A 17,905-nucleotide genomic window follows, 5' to 3' on the forward strand; every position below is an offset into this window, starting at 1 on the left:
ACGTTTCTTCAGAAAAACTGCCACACCTCAGACGGTGGGGTGATGCTTAAAAGACAAAACGAAACCTCAACAACTTCTCCTCAAGCTACGGCCCCGGCGGGCCGGAGTCAAACGCCGCGCCCCCGGCACCCCTCCGACCCGCCCTCCTCCAGACGACCTCGGGTGCCCGGTCTCAGACGCGCGCTGCGGCGAACGGGTAGTCCACGTAGCCCTTGGGGCCGCCCAGGTAGAACGTCTTAGGATCCGGGGTGTTCAGCTCCAGGCCGTCGCGCCAGCGATCCACGAGGTCCGGGTTGGCGATCAGCTCGCGCCCCACCATGACGCCGTCCGCGAGGTCCGCGGCCATGATGTGCTCGGACTCCTCGAGCTCGGTGTACTTGCTGAAGCCGCTGTTGAGGTAGAACACCCCGTCGAACTGGCCGCGCAGCTCCTGCACGAACTCGCCGTCGATGTCCTGGTACAGCACGGACAGGTAGGCCAGCCCCAGGTCCCGCAGGCCAGCGAGCAGCGCGGAGTAGGTGGCCCGGACGTCGTCGTGGTCGTCCTCGATGGCGCCCTGGACGTTGTGCTCGGGGGAGATCCGCAGACCCACCCGGTCCCCGCCGATCTCCTCGACGACGGCGCGCACCACCTCGACCACGAAGCGCGCCCGGTTCTCGGGCGAGCCGCCGTACTCGTCCTCGCGGTGGTTGGCGGACGGGGCCAGGAACTCGTGGAGCAGGTACCCGTTGGCGCCGTGGATCTCCACGCCGTCGATCCCCGCGTCCACCGCACGGCGCGCGGCGGAGACGAACTCCTGCCGGATCCGCGGCAGCTCATCAGCCTCCAGCGCGCGGGGCACCGGGATGGGCTGCTTGCCGCTGGGCACGTGCGTCTGCTGGTCGATGCCGACGGCGCTCGGGGCCTCCGGCGTGGCACCTCCCGTGAGCTCGGGGTGCGAGACGCGGCCCGCGTTCATGACCTGCATGAATATCACGCCGCCCTTGTCGTGGACCCCCTCGGCCACGCGGGACCACCCGAGCGCCTGCTCGGTGGTCTCGATCCCGGCCTGTCCCCAGAACCCCCGGCCGGTCACGGCGGGGAACGTGCCCTCGGTGACCACCAGGCCCGCAGAGGCACGCTGGGCGTAGTACTCCACGTTCATGTCCTTGGGCACGCCGTCCTCGTCGGAGCGCATCCGGGTGAGCGGCGCCATGGCCACACGGTTCTTGAGCTCGAAGGCTCCTACGGTGATGGGGTCGAACAGGGTGGGCATGCGGGTCCCTCCGTCGGTAGAGTGCTACTGCTGAGTCATCTACGGAACACCCTTGCCGCGCTGATCATTCCCGCGGAAACTTCATGGTCCCGCACGAGCTTCGCCCACCGGTCCCGACATCCACCAGGCGAGCGCCCCCCGCAGCCCACAGACGGTCACGCGAATGGGCCGGATTCACCCGTCTTGCGATGGGTGCATCCGGCCCCGCGCATCAGGCCCGGCCACAAGGTGCGGTCGTCAGCGGGAGATCACCTTGCTCGCCGCCACGGACTTGAGGCCCTCCACGCCGAACTCCAGGCCGAAGCCGGACTTCTTGATGCCGCCGAAGGGGATGCGCGGGTCCACGGCGCCGTGCTTGTTGATCCACACCGTGCCGGCCTCGAGGCGCTGCGCCACTGCCATGGCGTTGTCCGTGCTGGAGCTCCACACGGAGGCACCGAGCCCCACGTCCAGGCCGTTGGCCATGGCCACGGCCTCGTCCACGTCCGAGTACCGGATGACGGGCAGGGCTGGGCCGAACTGCTCCTGGGTCACCAGGGGGTTGTCGTTGGGCAGGTCCGCGATGATCGTGGTGGGGTAGAAGTAGCCGGGCTGCTCGGCCACCGGGTCTCCACCCATGAGCACGCGGCCGCCGCCCTTCTTGGCGTCCTCCACGAGCCCGGCCACGATGTCGTACTGCTGCTTGTTCTGCAGCGGGCCCAGCACGTTCTGCTCCTCGCGGCCGTTGCCCATGGGCATCTGTCGGGCGACCTCCACGAGGGCCTCGCACACCTCCTCGTAGACGTCCTCGTGGACGTACAGCCGCTTGAGCGCCGCGCACGTCTGGCCGGTGTTGATGAACGCGCCCCAGAAGAGGTCCCCGGCCACCGCCCGGGCGTCCACGTCCGGGAGCACGACGCCGGCGTCGTTGCCTCCCAGCTCCAGGGTCAGGCGGGCGAGGCCGTCCGCCGCGGCGCGCATGATGGCCTGACCGGTCTTCGTGGAGCCGGTGAACATGATCTTGTCGACACCCTCGTGGGTGGACAGCGCCTTGCCCACCTCGCCGCCGCCGGGGACCACGCGCAGGACGTCCGTGGGCAGCGCCTGGTTGAGCACGTGCACCAGGCCCACCACGGACAGCGGCGTGTACTCGGAAGGCTTGACCACCACGGTGTTGCCCATGCGCAGCGATGCCGCGACCTGCCACACGGTGATCATCATGGGCCAGTTCCACGGCCCGATGGCCCCCACGACGCCGAGCGGCACGTACTGCATCTCCGCGTACCCGGACTCGTCGTCCACGAGCACCTCGGGCTCCAGCGGGAAGTCCGCGCTGGCACGCAGCCACCCCACGCAGCCGCCCACCTCGAACGCCGCGTTCGGCCCGTTCTTCACGGGCTTGCCCTGCTCGCGGGACAGCAGCTCGGCGAGCGCCTCCGCGTTCGCCTCGACGGCGTCCGCGGCCCGGTGCAGGTACTCAGAGCGCTTCGCGTGGCCCAGCCCCGCCCAGTCCGGCTGGGCCGCGCGGGCGGCGGCCACGGCGTCGTCGAGCTCGGCGGTGGTGGACTCGTGGACCGTGCCGACCACCTCCCCCGTGGCGGGGTCCAGGATCTCGCGGCCGGACGGGTCCGTGATGGCGGAGAGCAGGTCTTGGCAGGTGTTCACAGTGGCTCCTCTGGGGCGGTGGACGGGCGGCGCGGGTGAGCGCGGTGAGCGCGGCCGGCTGCCCCCATTGTGCCGTGGATCACTCGCGCGCAGCAGGCGCCGGAGGTGCAGCGCAGGCAGAGACAAGTGAGGCGCACTGTGGGACAAGGTGCTGCGATGTGGTCCAGGACACACTGGGGACAACGATCCCCGGACCACAGGAGGCCCCCGTGGCAGAGACCACCACCCTTGCGAGACGTCACCTGTCCACCACGTCCGTGGTGTTCATGATCATTGCGGCATCCGCCCCGCTGACCGTGCTGGCGGGCGGCGTCCCCACCAGTTTCGCGGTGTCCGGGCTGCTGGGCGTGCCCCTGGGCTACCTGGCGCTGGGGATCGTGATCATGGTCTTCGCCGTGGGCTACGGCGCCATGAGCGGGCACGTGCAGAACGCCGGAGCGTTCTACGCCTACGTGACCGAGGGTCTGGGCAACCGGCAGGGCATTGCCGCGGCCATCCTGGCCCTGGTGTCCTACAACATGATGCAGGTGGGCCTCTACGGCCTGTTCGGCTTCTCCCTGGCCACCCTGCTGTCCTCGACCCTGGGCGTGGCCGTCCCGTGGTGGGTGGCCGGGGGGATCGGGTGGCTGGTGGTCGCCGCGCTGGGCGTCAACAGCGTGGACCTCTCCGCGAAGGTGCTGGGCTTCCTTGTGGCCCTGGAGTTCCTGGTGGTCACCGTGGTCTCCGTGATGGCCCTGGTCAGTGCCCCGGAGGGCCTGTCCCTGGAGACCGTGTACCCCTCACACTTCCTCACCGGGGGTGTGGGCGTGCTGCTCGCCTTCGGCATCGCCGCGTTCATGGGCTTCGAGTCCGGCGCCATCTACTCGGAGGAGACCAGGAACCCGCGCCGCACCGTGGCCCGTGCCACGTACATCGCGGTGGGTGTGATCGCCGTGTTCTACGCGCTGTCCGCGTGGGCGCTCTCCGTGGGGGTGGGCCCGTCCGCGATCGTGGGGGCCTCCCAGGAGCTCGGGCCGGACCTGGTGTTCGCGTGGCTCGGCGAGCGCAGCCCCGCCCTGGCCACGGTGGCCAACGTCCTGTTCATCACCTCGCTGCTCGCGGCCCTCGTGGCGTTCCACAACGGCGCGGCCCGCTACTTCTTCGCCCTGGGCCGCACCGGCGTGCTGCCCCGCGTGCTGGGCCGGGTGTCCGCCCGCTCCGGCGCCCCCTTCGCGGGGTCCCTCGCGCAGTCCGTGGTGGGCCTGGTGGTCATCGTGGTCTTCGCGGTGGCCGGAGCGGGGTCGGAGCTCGGGGAGATGTTCCCCGTACTCACCCTGTTCACGTGGCTGACCAACGCCGCCGCCTTCGGCCTGGTGTTCCTGCTGGCCGTGACGTCCGTGGCCGTGGTGGCCTGGTTCGCACGGGACCACCACGGCCACGGGCTCTGGACCCGGCTGGTGGCCCCGGTGATCTCGGCCGTGGCCCTGATCGCCGTGGCCGCACTGATCCTCTCCAACTTCGACCTCATGATCGGCGCGGAGGGCTTCTCCCCGCTGGTGGTCGTGATGCCCGGGATCATCATCGGCTCCGGCGTGGTGGGCCTGCTGTGGGGCGAGGTGCTGCGCCGCACCCGCCCGGAGATCTACGCCGGGATGGACCACGTGGACCAGATCCCCGAGTCCCAGGAGATCCCCGTGGTCCCCGAGCGCCGCTGAGCCCACCCCGTTCCCGGACGACGACGCCGCACCCGGCCCACGGACGCCCTGCACCACCGTGCACCACCCGCCGGCACCGGGCGCCCGAGGCGCGCTCGGCACCCGGGTGACCGGGCGGCGTCGTCCGCACCCTGTTCGTCCCGATAACCCGCAACCCCTGGAGGTACCCGTGAGCAACCCGCATGTCGTGATCGTCGGAGCCGGCTTCGCCGGCCTGGTGGCCGCCCGTGAACTGCAGATGGCAGGCGTGGACGTGGAGATCGTGGAGGCCCGCGACCGCGTGGGCGGCCGCGCCTGGACCGAGGAGCGCATGGGCCGTCCCCTGGAACTGGGCGCCACGTGGGTGCACTGGATGCAGCCGCACGTGTGGAGCGAGATCACCCGCTACGACCAGAGCATCTACCCCAGCCCGTTCTGCGACGACGCCTACTGGATCACCGGGGGCCGGGTGGAGCACGGCACCGAGGCGGACCTGGATGCCGCTCTGGCCCGCCCCATGGCCAAGATCTTCGAGGACTCGCGGGAGTTCTTCCCGTACCCGTACGAGCCCCTGCACGTGCTGGACGAGAGCAGCGGCAGCACCCCCGAGCTGCGGGAGCGCTTCCGCGCGGCGGACCAGGGCAGTGTCCTGGACTGCCTCAAGGGCGGCGACTTCACCCAGGAGGAGCGGGACCTGTGCGACGCGTACTGGTCCGCCGCGTACATCGGGGACCCGCACCAGGGGTCACCGCTCATGGCCAAGCAGTGGGCGGCGCTGTCCGACCACCGGTTGAGCCTGGTGGACGAGCAGACCCTGCGCTTCAAGCTCACCCACGGCATGCGGGGACTGTACGAGAACATCGCCGCGGACCTGCGCTGCCCCATCCGCCTGAACACCCCGGTCACGGCGGTCGACCACCGCTCCGACGGCGCCACGGTCACCCTGGGCACCGGCGAGAAGATCTCGTGCGACAGCGTGATCGTCACGGTGCCGGTGGGGGCGCTGCCAACCATCGAGTTCACCCCGGGCCTGCCCTCGGGGATGCGCACCGTGATCGACCAGCGCTGGAACTCCACGGGCTGCAAGATCTGGGTCAAGGTCAAGGGCCACCACAGCATCCTGGGCTACGCCCCCACCCCTCACAAGGCCGCCGTGTTCCGCAGCGAGTTCTTCATGGACGACGACACCACCATCTGCGTGGGCTTCGGCTCCCACCACGACGCCGTGGACCTCACCGACCCGCGGGACGCCCAGGCAATCGTGGACCAGTGGCGCCCCGACCTTGAGGTCGTGGACTGCACGGGCCACGACTGGGTGGCGGACAGGTGGAGCGGTCAGGCGTGGGCCACGCTGCGCTCAGGGCAGTTCACCAACGGCTGGCACCACTTCCGCTCCACCGACTCGCGGCTGCGCTTCGCCGGGGCGGACTGGGCGCGCGGCTGGCGCGGCGTGGTGGTGGACGGCGCCATCGAGACGGGCCTGTCCACCGCCCGGGACGTCCTCCGGGACATCCGCGCCTGAGCCGCACCGCAGGACGACGCCGCTCGCGCCCTTCCCGGGGCGGGCGGCGTCCGCGCGTGCGAACCGTGCCGGGCCACCAGGTGCGCCCGGTCCGTGGCCACGCGGCCCTCGGTGCCGCGGCACATGCGGTGCACGGTGCCGGTGTGCCTGCGGCGCGCGGGATGCTCCGCGCGGTGCGACACGGAGGCCGCCGGGCGGCGTCGTGCGCCGGCACTTTCAGGAGGAGCTGAGCACGCGGCGTCGGTAGGCGGTGGGGGATTCCCCGTACTCGGCCTTGAAGGCCTTGCTCACGTGGGCGGGATCCGTGAGGCCGCGCCGGGCGCTGATGGTGTGGACGGTGTCGTCCCGGTGGGCCGGGTCCGCGAGCTCCGCTCGGATGGCGGCCAGGCGCACCGCGCGAATGTGGGCGGCCACCGTGAGGTGCTGCGCCGCGAACCGGCTGTGCAGCTGACGCACCGACACGTACAGGGCGCGGGCGATGGACCCCGGGGAGAGCTCCGGATCCGCGAGGTGGTCGGCGATGTACGCGGTGGCCTGCTGCACCAGGAGGTCCCCCGCGTGCGCCCCGGCCGGCTCCACCACCTCCGCGGAGAGCACACTGACCAGCATGTCCAGCGCGGAGCGCACCAGCTTGCTCGCGTGGGGGCCGCGCAGCAGGTCCATGTTCTCAGCCAGGTTGCGGAACATGGGAACGGCCACCCGGCCCAGACCGTCTTCCTGGCCGATGCGCTGGGCGGTCACCAGGTCCAGCTGGGCGGGGATCAGCTGCACCACCGAGCGCGGGAAGGTCATCACCAGGCTGTGCTGGGGGCCGTCGTAGACCAGCTCGTACGGGCGGTAGGCCGCGTACAGGCCCAGTCCGCCGGGGCCCAGCACGCACTCCCGCCCGTCCTGGCGCAGCCGCGCCCGGCCCTGCAGCTGCAGGCTCAGCTTGAGGTACTCCCCCGCGTCCCGGGCCACCATCTCGGCGGTGCGCACCACCCGGTGGGCGCTGGTGGTCATGTCGAAGAGGTGGACGTCGTCCAGTTCCACCGTGGTGAGATCCGCACGGAACTCGCTGTCCACGGGAGCGGTGATCTCCAGGGCCGCGAAAGAGGCGTTGATGGTCTCGCGCCACTGCGCGAGGGTGAGGTCCGCGCGGCGCCCGGCGGCTTCCTGGCCCGTCATGCGCGCCCCCTCTCCGATCCGCCCGCGGCACTGCGGGCCCGTGTCCGCATGCTACGCCGCCGCGGGCCGCGGCTCCGGGCGTCACCGGGGAAACACCCGCACCCCCTGCCCCTAGAGTGTTCTCAGACCGCGCCGCCGCCCGCCCTCGGGTGCGGCTCCCCGGGCCTGCACCGCTGCGGCCCCGACGTCCGGAGGACCACCATGTACGCCGATCCCACCGACATGAACGCCATCCGCGAGCTGCTCCACGAGATCCTGCGCAACGACCCCGCCCCGCTGCACCTGGGGATCGACCTGGGCGAGATCGAGCAGGGGCGTGTGAGCATGTCCATGACCGTCTCGGACTTCATGGCCAACGGCCACGGCATCTGCCACGGCGGATACCTGTTCACCCTCGCGGACACCACGCTCGCCTACTGCTGCGCCACCGCGGGTGCCCCGATCGTCACGCGCAACGCCGAGATCACGTTCACTGCCCCCGCGCACACGGGCAAGACCGTGACCGCCACGGCCACGCGCCGGGTGAGCTTCGGCAGGAACCAGATCTGCGACGTCGTGCTGGAGGCCGACGGTCACGTGGTCGCCTACTTCACCGGGCAGGGCACCACCCCGCCGGCCCCGAAGACGCAGGTGCAGGCCTGACGCCGGCGCGGAGCGCCCAGCAGGGGGCCGGAGCGGGGATCAGACCGCGGACCAGCCGCCGTCCGAGGGCAGGACGACCCCGTTGATGTTGACGCCGTCGTCGCTGGCCAGGAAGCAGATGGAGGACGCCAGGTGCGCCGCGCTGGCCACGCCGGGCATGTTCGCCTGCACGGTGGCCAGGCGGGCGCCGCCGAACTGCGAGGCGTCCTTCGGGATCTGGATGCCCGTGGCCACACCGCCCGGGGCCACCACGTTGAAGCGCAGCCCGGAGGTGGCGTACATGAATGCGGAGTTGCGGGTCATGCCGATCACCGCGTGCTTGGACGCCGTGTAGGCGATGCCCGCCGCGGAGCCGCGAAGACCGGCCTCCGAGGCCAGGTTCACCACGCTGCCGCGGCCGGCCTCGAGCATGAGCGGGACCACCGCACGGGTCAGGCGCATCATGGCCTCCACGTTCACCGCGAACACGCGCTGCCACGTGGCATCCGTGACCTCGTGCACCGGCGCGAAGTTGTCCATGATCCCGGCGTTGTTCACGAGCGCGTCGACCCGGCCGTCGCAGGCGGCCACGACCCGCTGGGCGGCGTCCTCCTCCGTGAGGTTCGCGGTCACGGGCACGAGGTTCTCCCCGAGCTCCTCGGCGAGGCTCGTGAGACCGTCCTCCGCGAGGTCCACGGCGATCACGCGGCCGCCCTCGGCCACCACGCGCACGGCCACGGCGCGGCCGATGCCCGACGCCGCTCCGGTCACCACCACGGTCTGGCCGGCGAACCTCTCGGGGGTGGCCTTCTCCACCCACTGGGCGTTGAGCATCTGGGGCATGGCGGGATTCTCGGACATCACGATCTCCTTCGATCAGCACATCGACGAGCAGTGGGGTGGTTCAGACGGAGTCCGTGCGGTGCACGATCCGTCCGTCGCACACGGTCAGCTCCGCGGTGACGTCCTTGAGTTCCTGGGCGTCCACCTCGAAGGGATGACGGTCCAACAGCACCAGGTCTCCCAGGAAGCCCTCCGCAACACAGCCCACCCTGTCCTCGTCGAAGGACGCCTTGGCGGCCTCCACGGTGTAGGCGTCCAGGGCCTCGGCCACCGTGATGTTCTGGGCGGTGTCCGTGACCTGCCCGGACACGGACGTGCGGGTCACGCACGCGCAGATCCCGAACCACGGGTTGGCCGTGGTCACCGGGAAGTCCGAGTTGCTGGGTGCCACGATCCCGCGGTCCAGGAACGTGCGCATGGGGTAGGTCCGCTCCATCCGCCGCGGCCCGAGGTTCGCCAGGTAGGAGTCCCCCAGCTCGTACAGGAAGGCCGTGGAGCACGCCGCGATGATCCGGCTGACGGCCAGGCGCCGGAGGTCCTCCTCCGTGGGCAGGGCGCAGTGCTCCACCCGGTGGCGCCGCTCGGTCACCAGCTCGTGGAACGCCGCCTCCGGGTCCTCGCTCTCGGACGCCACCTCACGCCCGGCACCCTCGATGAGGTCCAGGGCCTGCTCCACGGCGCGCTCCCCGATCCCGTGGATGGCCAGGCGCAGCCCGTTGCGCAGCGCCTGCGCGGCCATGGGGGCCACGTCGGGAGTGTCGTAGTACAGGATGCCGCGGGAGTCCGAGCCCTCGAAGGGCTCCTCGACCGCGGCGGTGCGCCCGCCCACGGATCCGTCCAGGATGAACTTCATGCCCTGGATCCGCACCATGTCGTCGCCCAGGCCGCTGCGGATCCCGGTGCCGATCACCTCGTCGTAGCTGCCGTGGAAGTCGCCGAGCTGCAGTGCGAAGTACCACGGGCGGAACCGGGTGGTCAGCTCCCCCGCGTCCTTCAGGCGCAGGTAGGCGCCCATCTCCACGGGCCCGGTGCTCATGTCGTGCACCGTGGTGAGCCCCCACGCCGCGAACTCCCGCTGTGCCACGCGCATCCCGGCCAGGAACTCGGAGGGCTCGGTGGCCGGCAGGTCCGCGAGGGACATGGCCTTCTCCTGCAGCAGCCCGGTGGCCTCGCCGTGCTCGTCCCGCACGATGCAGCCGCCCGCGGGGTCCGGGGTGTCCCGCGTGACGCCCATGCGCTCCAGCGCCGCGGTGTTCACCAGGGCCATGTGCGCGCACGTGCGCTTGAGGAACACGGGGTGCTCCGGGGCCGCCTCGTCCAGGTCCGCGCGGGTGGGGCCACCCCCGTCCATGCGGTGCTCGTCGTAGCCCCACCCGGAGACCCACTCGCCGACGGGGGTCTCTCGGGCGGCGTCCCGGATCGCCTCGACGACGTCGCTCGCGCGCGGTGTGACCGACGGCCGGCAGTCCGCCTTCAGCGCCATCCGCGCGTACGTTCCCGGGTGGCCGTGGGACTCGATGAGACCGGGCATCAGGTACCGCCCGCCCGCCTCCACCACCGGCACCCCGGGTGCCGTGCGGCGTCGTGCCTCGCCCGGGTCCCCCACGAAGGTGATGACGCCGTCCTCGACCACCACCGCCTGCGGCTCGTCCAGGTACTGCCCGGCAGGTCGGTGCACCACGGCGTCGACGACGGTCACGCTGCGTGCGTTGTGAGCTGTCATGTGCGATTCCTCGTTTCCACCGGGGTCACCGGTTCAGCAGGTCCCCGGAGATCTGGTCCACGTCCCGCTCCTCGTCGCGGCGGATCACCCGCCGGGCCAGGAGCGAGGAGACCAGGGAGATCAGCGCGAGCGCCAACAGGAGCAGGGTGGGCCCCGTGGACGTGCCGCCCGTGAGACCAAGGATCCAGGCGGCCAGGGCCGGCATGAACCCGGCCACCACCCCCGCGATGTTGGCGCACAGGGCGATGGCCGAGTACCGCACCTTCACGGGGAACAGCTGCGTGAGCATCGTGCCCACGGGCGCGTAGGGGATGGAGGCGAAGCCGATGCCGAGGATCATCGCCACCGTGATCAGTGCGGCGCTGCGGGTGTCCACGAGCAGGAAGATCGGGACGGCGAGCGCCGCGGCCACCGCGTAGCCCACGACCACCACGATGGACGGGGACGTCCTGTCCGCGACCTTCCCGGCCACCCCCATGGTGATGATCTCCGCCACCGCGCCCCACGTGATGGCGGTGAGGATCACGGTGGAGGGCATGCCCAGCTGCTTGGTCACGTAGCTGATCATGAACGTGGTGAGCACGAAGAATCCAGCGTTGCCGAACAGGTACGTGCCCACGCCCAGGACCAGCCGCCCGGGCACGGTCCGCAGGATCTCGACGGCGGGCAGGCCCTCCTTGACCTCCGGTGCGGCCGCGCGGGAGGCCTCACGGGCGGCCTGGGCGGCCACGTAGTCGTCCGTCTCGTCCACGCGCAGCCGGATCCACACGCCCACGACCACGAGGAGGATGGAGATCAGGTACGGGATGCGCCACGCGCCCTCCAGGAACGACTCCCCGGACACGGCCACCACGGCGGCCACGATCATCGAGGACAGGATGGTGCCGGTGGGCGAGCCCATCTGGACCACCGCGCCGTAGAAGCCGCGCTTGCTCTCCGGAGCGTTCTCCACGGCCAGCAGCGTGGCCCCGCCCCACTCGCCTCCGGCCGCCATGCCCTGCACGAAGCGCATCACGGCCAGCAGGATCGGCGCCACGATGCCCGCCGTCTCGAACGTGGGCAGCACGCCGATCAGGGCGGAGGAGACCCCCATGGCCACGATCGTGATCATCAGGATGGTGCGGCGGCCCAGCCGGTCCCCGAAGTGCCCGGCGAGCAGGGCGCCGATGGGCCGGGCGATGAACCCGATGCCGAACAGCAGGAAAGACTGGATGACCCGCAGCGCGGGGTCGTCCCCGCCGAAGAACAGCGGCGCGAAGACGATGGACGAGGTGGTGCCGAACAGGAAGAAGTCGTACCACTCGAGGGACGTGCCCACGTATGCGCCCAGCAGCGCGCGGCGGGCCTTGCGGGGGTCGTGCTGCCGGACGGCGGGGCCGTCCGCGGCGTGGTCCGCGGGACCACCGTGCGTGTGGGACATGGGCACCTCTGGATCGGGGAGGGAAGAACCTGCCCGCGGTGTCGCGGGCTCTTCCCAGCAACTATGTGACCCAGCTCGCAGAGCGTCAAATGGTCCATGCCCCCGCAGCGCACGACGCCGCCCGGGCCGTCCCCGCCGGATCCCACCCGGGTGCGCCCCGCCCGGGCCAGGGCGCTCTGCGCGTGGCAGCCGTACGGCGTGGGGCCCGGCGCCCGTACCCCGTGGTGCTACCAGCCGTCGAGAACGAACGGTGCCCGGTGCATCTGTTCTTGCAATGCGGGCAAGACGGTTGTCGCATCCGTGCCCGAGTGGTCCAATGGGGTCATGAGTGACAACAGCATCTGGGAAGCCCTTCAGACCGCCCGCGACAAGGCCAAGGAGCGCGAGGACGAGGAGAAGCAGCGCGTCGAGGACGCTGACAACCACGAGCAGCAGCGTGCGGCGAGTTCGCGCGTGGCCGCTCGGCAGGCCGTCCGCGAGACCCTGGACGACATCCTCGCCGAGCGGGAGGGCTGAGTCGTGGTAGGCAGGCACACTGCGGACGACGGCCAGACCGCCAAGGAGCGCACGGTGGGCATGACTCCCGAGCAGGAGCAGGCGTACCTGACGGACGACCGCACCCAGCCGCAGCCCGCGGACGGCGGGATCGGCGCCATGACGGACGTGCAGGGCCGGGAGCCGGACACCAGCAACTAGCCCCGCAGGGACCCCACGAACTCCCACAGCGTCCGCGCCGCCGCGGTGAGATGGTGCGCGAAGCCCTCGAGGTCCTCGCTCGTGTCCCGGCGGTGGTTCACGCAGAATTCGTAGCCGTCGGTGCACGTGGTGTAGGTGACGCCGAAACCCTCCCGAGTGGTGGGCGCGAACGCATATCGCACGATCGTGTCCGGACCGCCGATCGACGTGGTCGAGAGGAAGTCGTGGCGCACGGCCGCGAGCGCGGGGGTGTCGAAGAACGCGGAGGGCTCGCCCGTGCGCTCGGCGGTCATCGCCAGCCCCAGCAGGTGCCGGTCCACCCCGCGGGCGCTCTTGCAGGCCTTGACCCAGCCGCGGTGGGCGTCCAGCGCGGCGCGGAAGAGCTCCTCGGTAGCGATGCCCGCGTGCAGGGCGCGTACGAACGCCACGGCCTCGGGTGTCACCGGGCGCAGGCACTCGGTGCGCCCGGCCTGGTACTCGCGCATGTCCACGGCCTCGTACACCCCGCGCACGCGCCCGTACGTCGCGTACTGGGCGAGCAGCATGATGAGCTGCTGGGCGGCGTCGTCGCTGATCCGGAAGGGCAGCTCCGCGCGGTGCGGGCGGGGCACGAACACGCGGTGCACGCCCAGCAGTGCGGCCTGGGCGCGGTAGCCGGCCACGGCGGCCACCAGGTCACCGCGCAGCCCGTCGTCCAGCTGCCACGTGAGCGCGTCCGGGCTCGGGGCGTCCGGCAGCGGCGCCTCGTCCGGGACCGTCACGTCCTGCAGCTGCCCGGCCACCGCGAGGATCGTGGCGCCATCCACCGTGCTGTGTTCCACGTGCACGGCCAGCCACTCGTCCTCCAGGCACACCTCGTACGTGATGGGCTTGTACGCCCACGCGTGCCCCACCTCGAACGCCGAGCGCTCCAGGTGCTCCACGACCTCCGCGCGCGCCTCCACCAGGTTGACCACGAACAGCATGCGCGTGATGCGCTCGTAGACCTCCGCGTTGTGCGCGTCCGCGGTCAACCGTTCCAGCAGGGGTGCCGCCACCGCGCTGCCCAGGTAGGACAGCGCGCCGAACGGCAGCTCGGTCTCGCGCGGCTCGTCCCGCGCCACCACCTCCCGCAGCCCCTCGGCCACGGTCCGCAGCGGCACCGGCTGACGGTCCTCGGTGGCGACCGGCAGCGCGTACAGCCGCCCGCGGTGGATCACCCCGAGCTCCGGGGCGCGCGCCTCGCCCCCGGACGACGACGCCGCTGCGCCCGGTCTGCGGATCTCGTCCCGTTCCGGGCGGGGGTGCCGCACGCCCCCGGCGAGGCACTGCCACTGCTCCATGCTCAGGGGGTTGCCGCGCGGATCCACCTGCTGGGGAGTCTCCCCGCGCAGCTGCCGCAGGTGCACCACCGCGGCCCGGTACACGAGCTCCGCGGCCCGCCCCACACCCGGTGCGCCGTAGTCACCGGTGATCTGGAAGCCCACGCTCGTGGTCAGGGCCAGCGGGGTGCGCACGGTGAGGTAGCCATCCAGCCACGCCCGGGACAGCCAGCTGCGCCCCTCAGCGTCCTCCGCGCGGGCGAACTCCTCCAGGGCGGCCTGCAGCCGCGGGCCCTCGTGGGACGCGAAGCGCTCGACCTCCCGGCGGGTGGCCTCCAGGGTCTCCCGGTCCATCAGGGGCTCGGCGGCGGTGAGGAACCGGGACAGCGTGTCCTGCAGGGCGGGCACGGGAAGGGGCTTCACGCTCACGGGTGGGCCCTTTCGGTGGGTGACGGATGCGGAGGGGCGGGCGGGGTGGCCCGGACGGGGCCGCTCAGTCCCACTCGGAGAGGTAGCGCTCGATGGCCCGCCGCAGCCGGTCCACGCCCTCGCGGATCACGTCCGGGCCGTGGGTCACGAAGGACAGCCGCATGGTGGACTCGTCCGGGTCGTGGGCGTAGAAGGAGGAGCCCGGCACGAAGGCCACACCCTCCTCCACCGCGATCTGCAGCAGCCGGGTGGTGTCGATCCCGTGGCCCAGGCGCACCCAGAGGAACATCCCGCCGTCCGGGCGGGTGATCTGCGCCCCGGCGGGGAGCACCCGCTCGAGCTCCGCGTGCATGGCGCGGGCCCGCTCGGCGTAGACGGGACGCACGCGCTCCAGGTGCGCCTCGACGTCGGCGGTGTCCAGGTAGCGGGCCACGGCCAGCTGGTCCGGCACCGGGGACTGCAGCCCGATGGCCTGCTTGGCCACCGTGAGCGTGAACTGGATGGGGCCCTCCGAGCGCATCCACCCCACGCGCACCCCCGGTGCGATGATCTTGGACACCGAGTTCAGCAGGATGGTCTGGGCGGACATCCCCGGCAGCGAGGCGATGGGCGGCAGGGGCTCGCCCCTGTAGCAGAGCTCGCCGTACGGGTCGTCCTCCACCAGGGCGGTGCCGGTGCGCTGCAGCACGTCCGCCACGGCACGGCGCCGCTCCATGGACATGCAGATCCCGGAGGGGTTCTGGAAGGAGGGGATCAGGTACACGAACGTGGGGTCGTGCTCCGCGATCAGCCGTTCCAGCTCGTCCGGGAGCACACCGTGCTCGTCCGTGGGCACACCCACCATGTGGGCGCCGTTGAGGTCGAAGGCCTGCACCGCGGCCAGGTAGGTGGGCCGCTCCACCAGGATGGTGTCCCCGCGGTTCACGAGGGCCTGGGCCACCACGAACAGCCCCTCCTGGGAGCCGGTGGTCACCTGGATCTGCTCCGCAGTGGTGGGCAGGTGGCGGCTGATCCGGCGGGCCGCCTGCTCCCGCAGCTCGACCTCCCCCTCGCTGGACGCGTACTGCAGGGCGCGCTGCGGCTGGTGCTCGAACACCCAGTCGTAGGCGGCCTTGATGTCTTCCACCTCGAAGTACGCGGGGTCCGGAACACCGCCCGCGAAGGAGATCACCCCCTCCGCGGAGACCACCTCCAGCAGATCGCGCACGGGAGAGGAGTCCACCCCTCGCAGTCGGTCGGCAATGCGGTACGAGAAGGTCTCCGGAGTGCTCATGCCCCCATTCTCCCACCGCGTCCGAGCCGGTCGCCCACGGCGCAACCGGATCGGGCACGGCGCAGCCGCCTCGGGCACGGTGCAGCCGAATCGGTCAGGGCGCAGCCGGATCGGGCGCCCGGCCGGGGACGTCGCGGTGCGGGCACCTCGCCGGGTGGCGTCCGGCCGGGGACGTCCCAGATGGAGGACGCAGGGTCTCGGCCCCTCCGCGGTTCAGGCGTCCAGCGGCGTGCTCGCGCACCACGCGCGCAGCAGGGCGTGCACGTGACGGTCGTAGGCGGCGTCGGCGTCCTCGCCGGGGAGCACGGGGCGGTGCATCTCGATCGCGATTCACCCGTGCACCCCCGTCCAGAGAGAGGCGCCGATCCGGTTCGCGGGGACGTCGTGGAAGATGCCCTCCCGGATCCCGGTGCGCACCGCGCGGGGTGCCCCGGGCACGACGACGCCGCACGGCGTCCCGGGCGCGGAGGGTTCAGGCGACGCCGCGGGCCCGCCGGTTGCGCCGGATCCGCTTGAGCACCCACGTGAGCGCGAGCACGACCACGGTGACCACCACGATCCGGGAGAACACGCCCGCGTACTGCTCGGCAATGTGCCAGTTCTCGCCCAGCACGTACCCCGCGAGCACGAAGATCGTGTTCCAGACCAGGGACCCCGCGCCGCTCAGCAGCACGAACAGGCCGAAGCGCATCCGCTCGATGCCCGCGGGCACGGAGATCAGGGACCGGAAGATGGGGATCATCCGCCCGAAGAACACGGCCTTGCGGCCGTGGCGCTCGAACCAGGCCTCCGTGCGCTCCAGGTCCACGAGGTCCACCAGGGGCATCCGGTCCACCACCACGCGCAGCCGCCGCGGGCCGAGCGCGGCGCCGATCCAGTACAGCGCCACCGCGCCCACGACCGAGCCCAGGGTGGTCCAGAAGATCGCACCCCACAGGGTGAAGCCGCCCTGGCTCGCGGTGAACCCGGCGAGGGGGAGGATCACCTCGGAGGGCAGCGGGGGGAAGAGGTTCTCCAGGGCCACGAGCAGTCCCGCACCGGGTGCCCCGATGGCCTCCATGACGTCCACCACCCATCCTGCGATGCCGGAGAGCTGGGAGGAGGGATCGGGGGTGGTGGCGGCCAGGGTGGCAGGCAGGGACATGTCGAGGTTCTCCGCACGTGGTCGTCAGGAGGACACCACGCTACTGGGGGTTGCTGGGGGGCCGCTTGGAGGTTCCGGGGCACTGCACGATTGAATGGGGTCATGCGTCTGTGGTCACTTCACCCGTCCCTGCTGGATCGTCGCGCCCTCGTGGCGGACTGGCGCGAGGGGCTGCTCGCCCAGAAGGTGCTGCTGGGCGAGACCACGGGCTACACGCGCCACCCGCAGCTGCAGCGCTTCCGGGCCACGAGCGACCCGGTCGGCTTTGTGGCCGCGTACTTGCACGGTGTCGCGGACGAGGCCGACCGGCGCGGCTACGCCTTCGACCGCACCCGGGTGGTGCGCCCGGTGGACGCCGAACCCAGGTCCATCACGGTGACCACGGGCCAGCTGCGCTACGAGTTCGAGTTCCTGCTGCAGAAGGTGCTCGCCCGCGATCCCGAGTGGGCGCGCACCGCGCTGGACGGCTCGGATCCCGACGCCGCCCCCGCCCACCCGCTGTTCGCGGTGGTCCCCGGGGAAGTGGCCGAGTGGGAACGGACCAGGAGCTGACCGGGGACGCCCGGTAGGAACCGGGCGTGCGGCGTCGTCGTGCGCGGCGAGGGCACTGGCCGCGGTGCTGGCGCTGGCCGTGGGAGGGCTGCTGCTCTGGAGCGGCACCGGTGTGATGAGCGCCGAGCCCGGGCCCTGGGAGGGCGTGCAGCACGATCCCGCGATCCGTGTGGAGCAGGGGGACTCCGCCGTGGTGCTGCACCCGGCGCACCCCGTGGGCACGCAGCGCGGGCTGGTGTTCTACCCGGGGGCCAAGGTGGAGCCGGAGGCCTGTGCGGCGCGGCTGTCCGGGTTGGTGGCCGAGGAGGGGATGACGGTGGTGATCCCGGACCCGTGGCTGCACCTGGCCCTGTTCGACCGCCGGGACGCCACCGCCTTCACCGCCGAGGCGCCGCAGGTGAACGACTGGTTCGTGGGAGGCCACTCGATGGGCGGGGTGCGGGCGTGCCGGCTGGCCCCGGAGTCCGAGGGCCTGCTGCTGCTGGGCTCCTACTGCGCCACGGACCGCAGACCGCTCGTGGCTCTGCCTGCTCCCGTATCTCGGGTGGGTCACGTTCGCCGCGGCCCTGAACCTGGGGATCGCACTGCTCAACTGACGCCCGCCCCGCCGAGCGCCGTGTCCGAAACCCGCTAGCGTCTGGC

The 17,905-nt window shown here is 71.7% G+C and carries 16 protein-coding genes; 7 read left to right on the forward strand and 9 right to left on the reverse strand.

Translation table 11 applies throughout. The features are described from left to right. Positions 1–172 precede the first annotated feature (172 nt). Positions 173–1,255 carry an alkene reductase gene (locus KRH_RS11045; protein ID WP_012399301.1) on the reverse strand — a complete coding sequence of 361 codons (1,083 nt, stop codon included), beginning with the start codon at positions 1,253–1,255 and terminating at the stop codon, positions 173–175. Between the two features lie 237 nt (positions 1,256–1,492). After that, positions 1,493–2,899, reverse strand: coding sequence for an aldehyde dehydrogenase family protein (locus tag KRH_RS11050; RefSeq protein WP_012399302.1), 1,407 nt, complete (start codon positions 2,897–2,899; stop codon positions 1,493–1,495). A gap of 209 nt (positions 2,900–3,108) precedes the next feature. Here KRH_RS11050 and KRH_RS11055 point away from each other — a divergent pair, with 209 nt between their 5' ends. Further along, positions 3,109–4,593 carry an APC family permease gene (locus KRH_RS11055; RefSeq protein ID WP_012399303.1) on the forward strand — a complete coding sequence of 495 codons (1,485 nt, stop codon included), beginning with the start codon at positions 3,109–3,111 and terminating at the stop codon, positions 4,591–4,593. 169 nt (positions 4,594–4,762) lie between these two features. Beyond that, positions 4,763–6,094, forward strand: a complete 1,332-nt coding sequence (locus KRH_RS11060; RefSeq protein ID WP_012399304.1) for an NAD(P)/FAD-dependent oxidoreductase — start codon at positions 4,763–4,765, stop codon at positions 6,092–6,094. Positions 6,095–6,310: 216 nt separating this feature from the next. Here KRH_RS11060 and KRH_RS11065 read toward each other — a convergent pair whose 3' ends face one another. Then, positions 6,311–7,261: a helix-turn-helix domain-containing protein gene (locus KRH_RS11065; RefSeq protein WP_012399305.1), complete on the reverse strand. Its 951-nt coding sequence runs from the start codon at positions 7,259–7,261 to the stop codon at positions 6,311–6,313. A 201-nt stretch (positions 7,262–7,462) separates the two neighbouring features. On the opposite strand from KRH_RS11065, the gene KRH_RS11070 reads away from it, so the two are divergent. Further along, positions 7,463–7,903, forward strand: coding sequence for a PaaI family thioesterase (locus KRH_RS11070; protein WP_012399306.1), 441 nt, complete (start codon positions 7,463–7,465; stop codon positions 7,901–7,903). 39 nt (positions 7,904–7,942) lie between these two features. Here the strand turns inward: KRH_RS11070 and KRH_RS11075 are convergent, their stop codons facing one another. The 3 genes from KRH_RS11075 to KRH_RS11085 are packed head-to-tail and all read right to left on the reverse strand — an operon-like array spanning position 7,943 to position 11,868. Beyond that, positions 7,943–8,743 carry an SDR family NAD(P)-dependent oxidoreductase gene (locus KRH_RS11075; protein ID WP_041297441.1) on the reverse strand — a complete coding sequence of 267 codons (801 nt, stop codon included), beginning with the start codon at positions 8,741–8,743 and terminating at the stop codon, positions 7,943–7,945. A gap of 43 nt (positions 8,744–8,786) precedes the next feature. After that, entirely contained in the window at positions 8,787–10,448 is a 1,662-nt protein-coding gene (locus tag KRH_RS11080) for an amidohydrolase (RefSeq protein WP_012399308.1), read from the reverse strand. Between the two features lie 25 nt (positions 10,449–10,473). Next, the gene (locus KRH_RS11085) at positions 10,474–11,868 is read right to left on the reverse strand and encodes an MFS transporter (RefSeq protein ID WP_041297442.1); all 1,395 of its coding nucleotides are present in this window, start codon (positions 11,866–11,868) and stop codon (positions 10,474–10,476) included. A 324-nt stretch (positions 11,869–12,192) separates the two neighbouring features. Here KRH_RS11085 and KRH_RS11090 point away from each other — a divergent pair, with 324 nt between their 5' ends. Both KRH_RS11090 and KRH_RS12415 read left to right on the forward strand, forming a co-directional pair. Further along, the gene (locus tag KRH_RS11090; RefSeq protein WP_012399310.1) at positions 12,193–12,384 is read left to right on the forward strand and encodes a hypothetical protein; all 192 of its coding nucleotides are present in this window, start codon (positions 12,193–12,195) and stop codon (positions 12,382–12,384) included. Between the two features lie 3 nt (positions 12,385–12,387). Then, positions 12,388–12,564 (forward strand): hypothetical protein, encoded by a 177-nt coding sequence (locus KRH_RS12415; protein WP_012399311.1) that lies wholly within the window; start codon positions 12,388–12,390, stop codon positions 12,562–12,564. Here the strand turns inward: KRH_RS12415 and KRH_RS11095 are convergent. The 3 genes from KRH_RS11095 to KRH_RS11105 all read right to left on the reverse strand — a co-directional run bounded on the left by KRH_RS11095 (position 12,561) and on the right by KRH_RS11105 (position 16,711). Further along, entirely contained in the window at positions 12,561–14,294 is a 1,734-nt protein-coding gene (locus KRH_RS11095) for a choline/carnitine O-acyltransferase (RefSeq protein ID WP_012399312.1), read from the reverse strand. The two genes, KRH_RS12415 and KRH_RS11095, sit on opposite strands and share 4 nt — an antisense overlap. Before the next feature lie 64 nt (positions 14,295–14,358). Beyond that, positions 14,359–15,567, reverse strand: coding sequence for a PLP-dependent aminotransferase family protein (locus KRH_RS11100; RefSeq protein ID WP_012399313.1), 1,209 nt, complete (start codon positions 15,565–15,567; stop codon positions 14,359–14,361). Between the two features lie 472 nt (positions 15,568–16,039). Continuing rightward, entirely contained in the window at positions 16,040–16,711 is a 672-nt protein-coding gene (locus KRH_RS11105; protein WP_012399314.1) for a DedA family protein, read from the reverse strand. 102 nt (positions 16,712–16,813) lie between these two features. Here KRH_RS11105 and KRH_RS11110 point away from each other — a divergent pair, with 102 nt between their 5' ends. Continuing rightward, on the forward strand, positions 16,814–17,263 hold the full coding sequence (locus KRH_RS11110) for a pyrimidine dimer DNA glycosylase/endonuclease V (protein ID WP_012399315.1): 450 nt from the start codon (positions 16,814–16,816) through the stop codon (positions 17,261–17,263). 64 nt (positions 17,264–17,327) lie between these two features. After that, positions 17,328–17,897, forward strand: a complete 570-nt coding sequence (locus KRH_RS11115; protein WP_012399316.1) for an alpha/beta hydrolase — start codon at positions 17,328–17,330, stop codon at positions 17,895–17,897. Positions 17,898–17,905: the final 8 nt, after the last annotated feature.

Origin of the sequence: Kocuria rhizophila DC2201, assembly GCF_000010285.1 — a bacterium.
GTDB lineage: Bacteria > Actinomycetota > Actinomycetes > Actinomycetales > Micrococcaceae > Kocuria > Kocuria rhizophila_A.

Coding starts and splice junctions, on each gene's coding strand:
- KRH_RS11075 (WP_041297441.1), bottom strand. CDS start 8,743: ATGTCCGAGAATCCCGCCATGCCCCAGATGCTCAACGCCCAGTGGGTG.
- KRH_RS11065 (WP_012399305.1), bottom strand. CDS start 7,261: ATGACGGGCCAGGAAGCCGCCGGGCGCCGCGCGGACCTCACCCTCGCG.
- KRH_RS11080 (WP_012399308.1), bottom strand. CDS start 10,448: ATGACAGCTCACAACGCACGCAGCGTGACCGTCGTCGACGCCGTGGTG.
- KRH_RS11105 (WP_012399314.1), bottom strand. CDS start 16,711: ATGTCCCTGCCTGCCACCCTGGCCGCCACCACCCCCGATCCCTCCTCC.
- KRH_RS11085 (WP_041297442.1), bottom strand. CDS start 11,868: ATGTCCCACACGCACGGTGGTCCCGCGGACCACGCCGCGGACGGCCCC.
- KRH_RS11110 (WP_012399315.1), top strand. CDS start 16,814: ATGCGTCTGTGGTCACTTCACCCGTCCCTGCTGGATCGTCGCGCCCTC.
- KRH_RS11045 (WP_012399301.1), bottom strand. CDS start 1,255: ATGCCCACCCTGTTCGACCCCATCACCGTAGGAGCCTTCGAGCTCAAG.
- KRH_RS11090 (WP_012399310.1), top strand. CDS start 12,193: ATGAGTGACAACAGCATCTGGGAAGCCCTTCAGACCGCCCGCGACAAG.
- KRH_RS11070 (WP_012399306.1), top strand. CDS start 7,463: ATGTACGCCGATCCCACCGACATGAACGCCATCCGCGAGCTGCTCCAC.
- KRH_RS11100 (WP_012399313.1), bottom strand. CDS start 15,567: ATGAGCACTCCGGAGACCTTCTCGTACCGCATTGCCGACCGACTGCGA.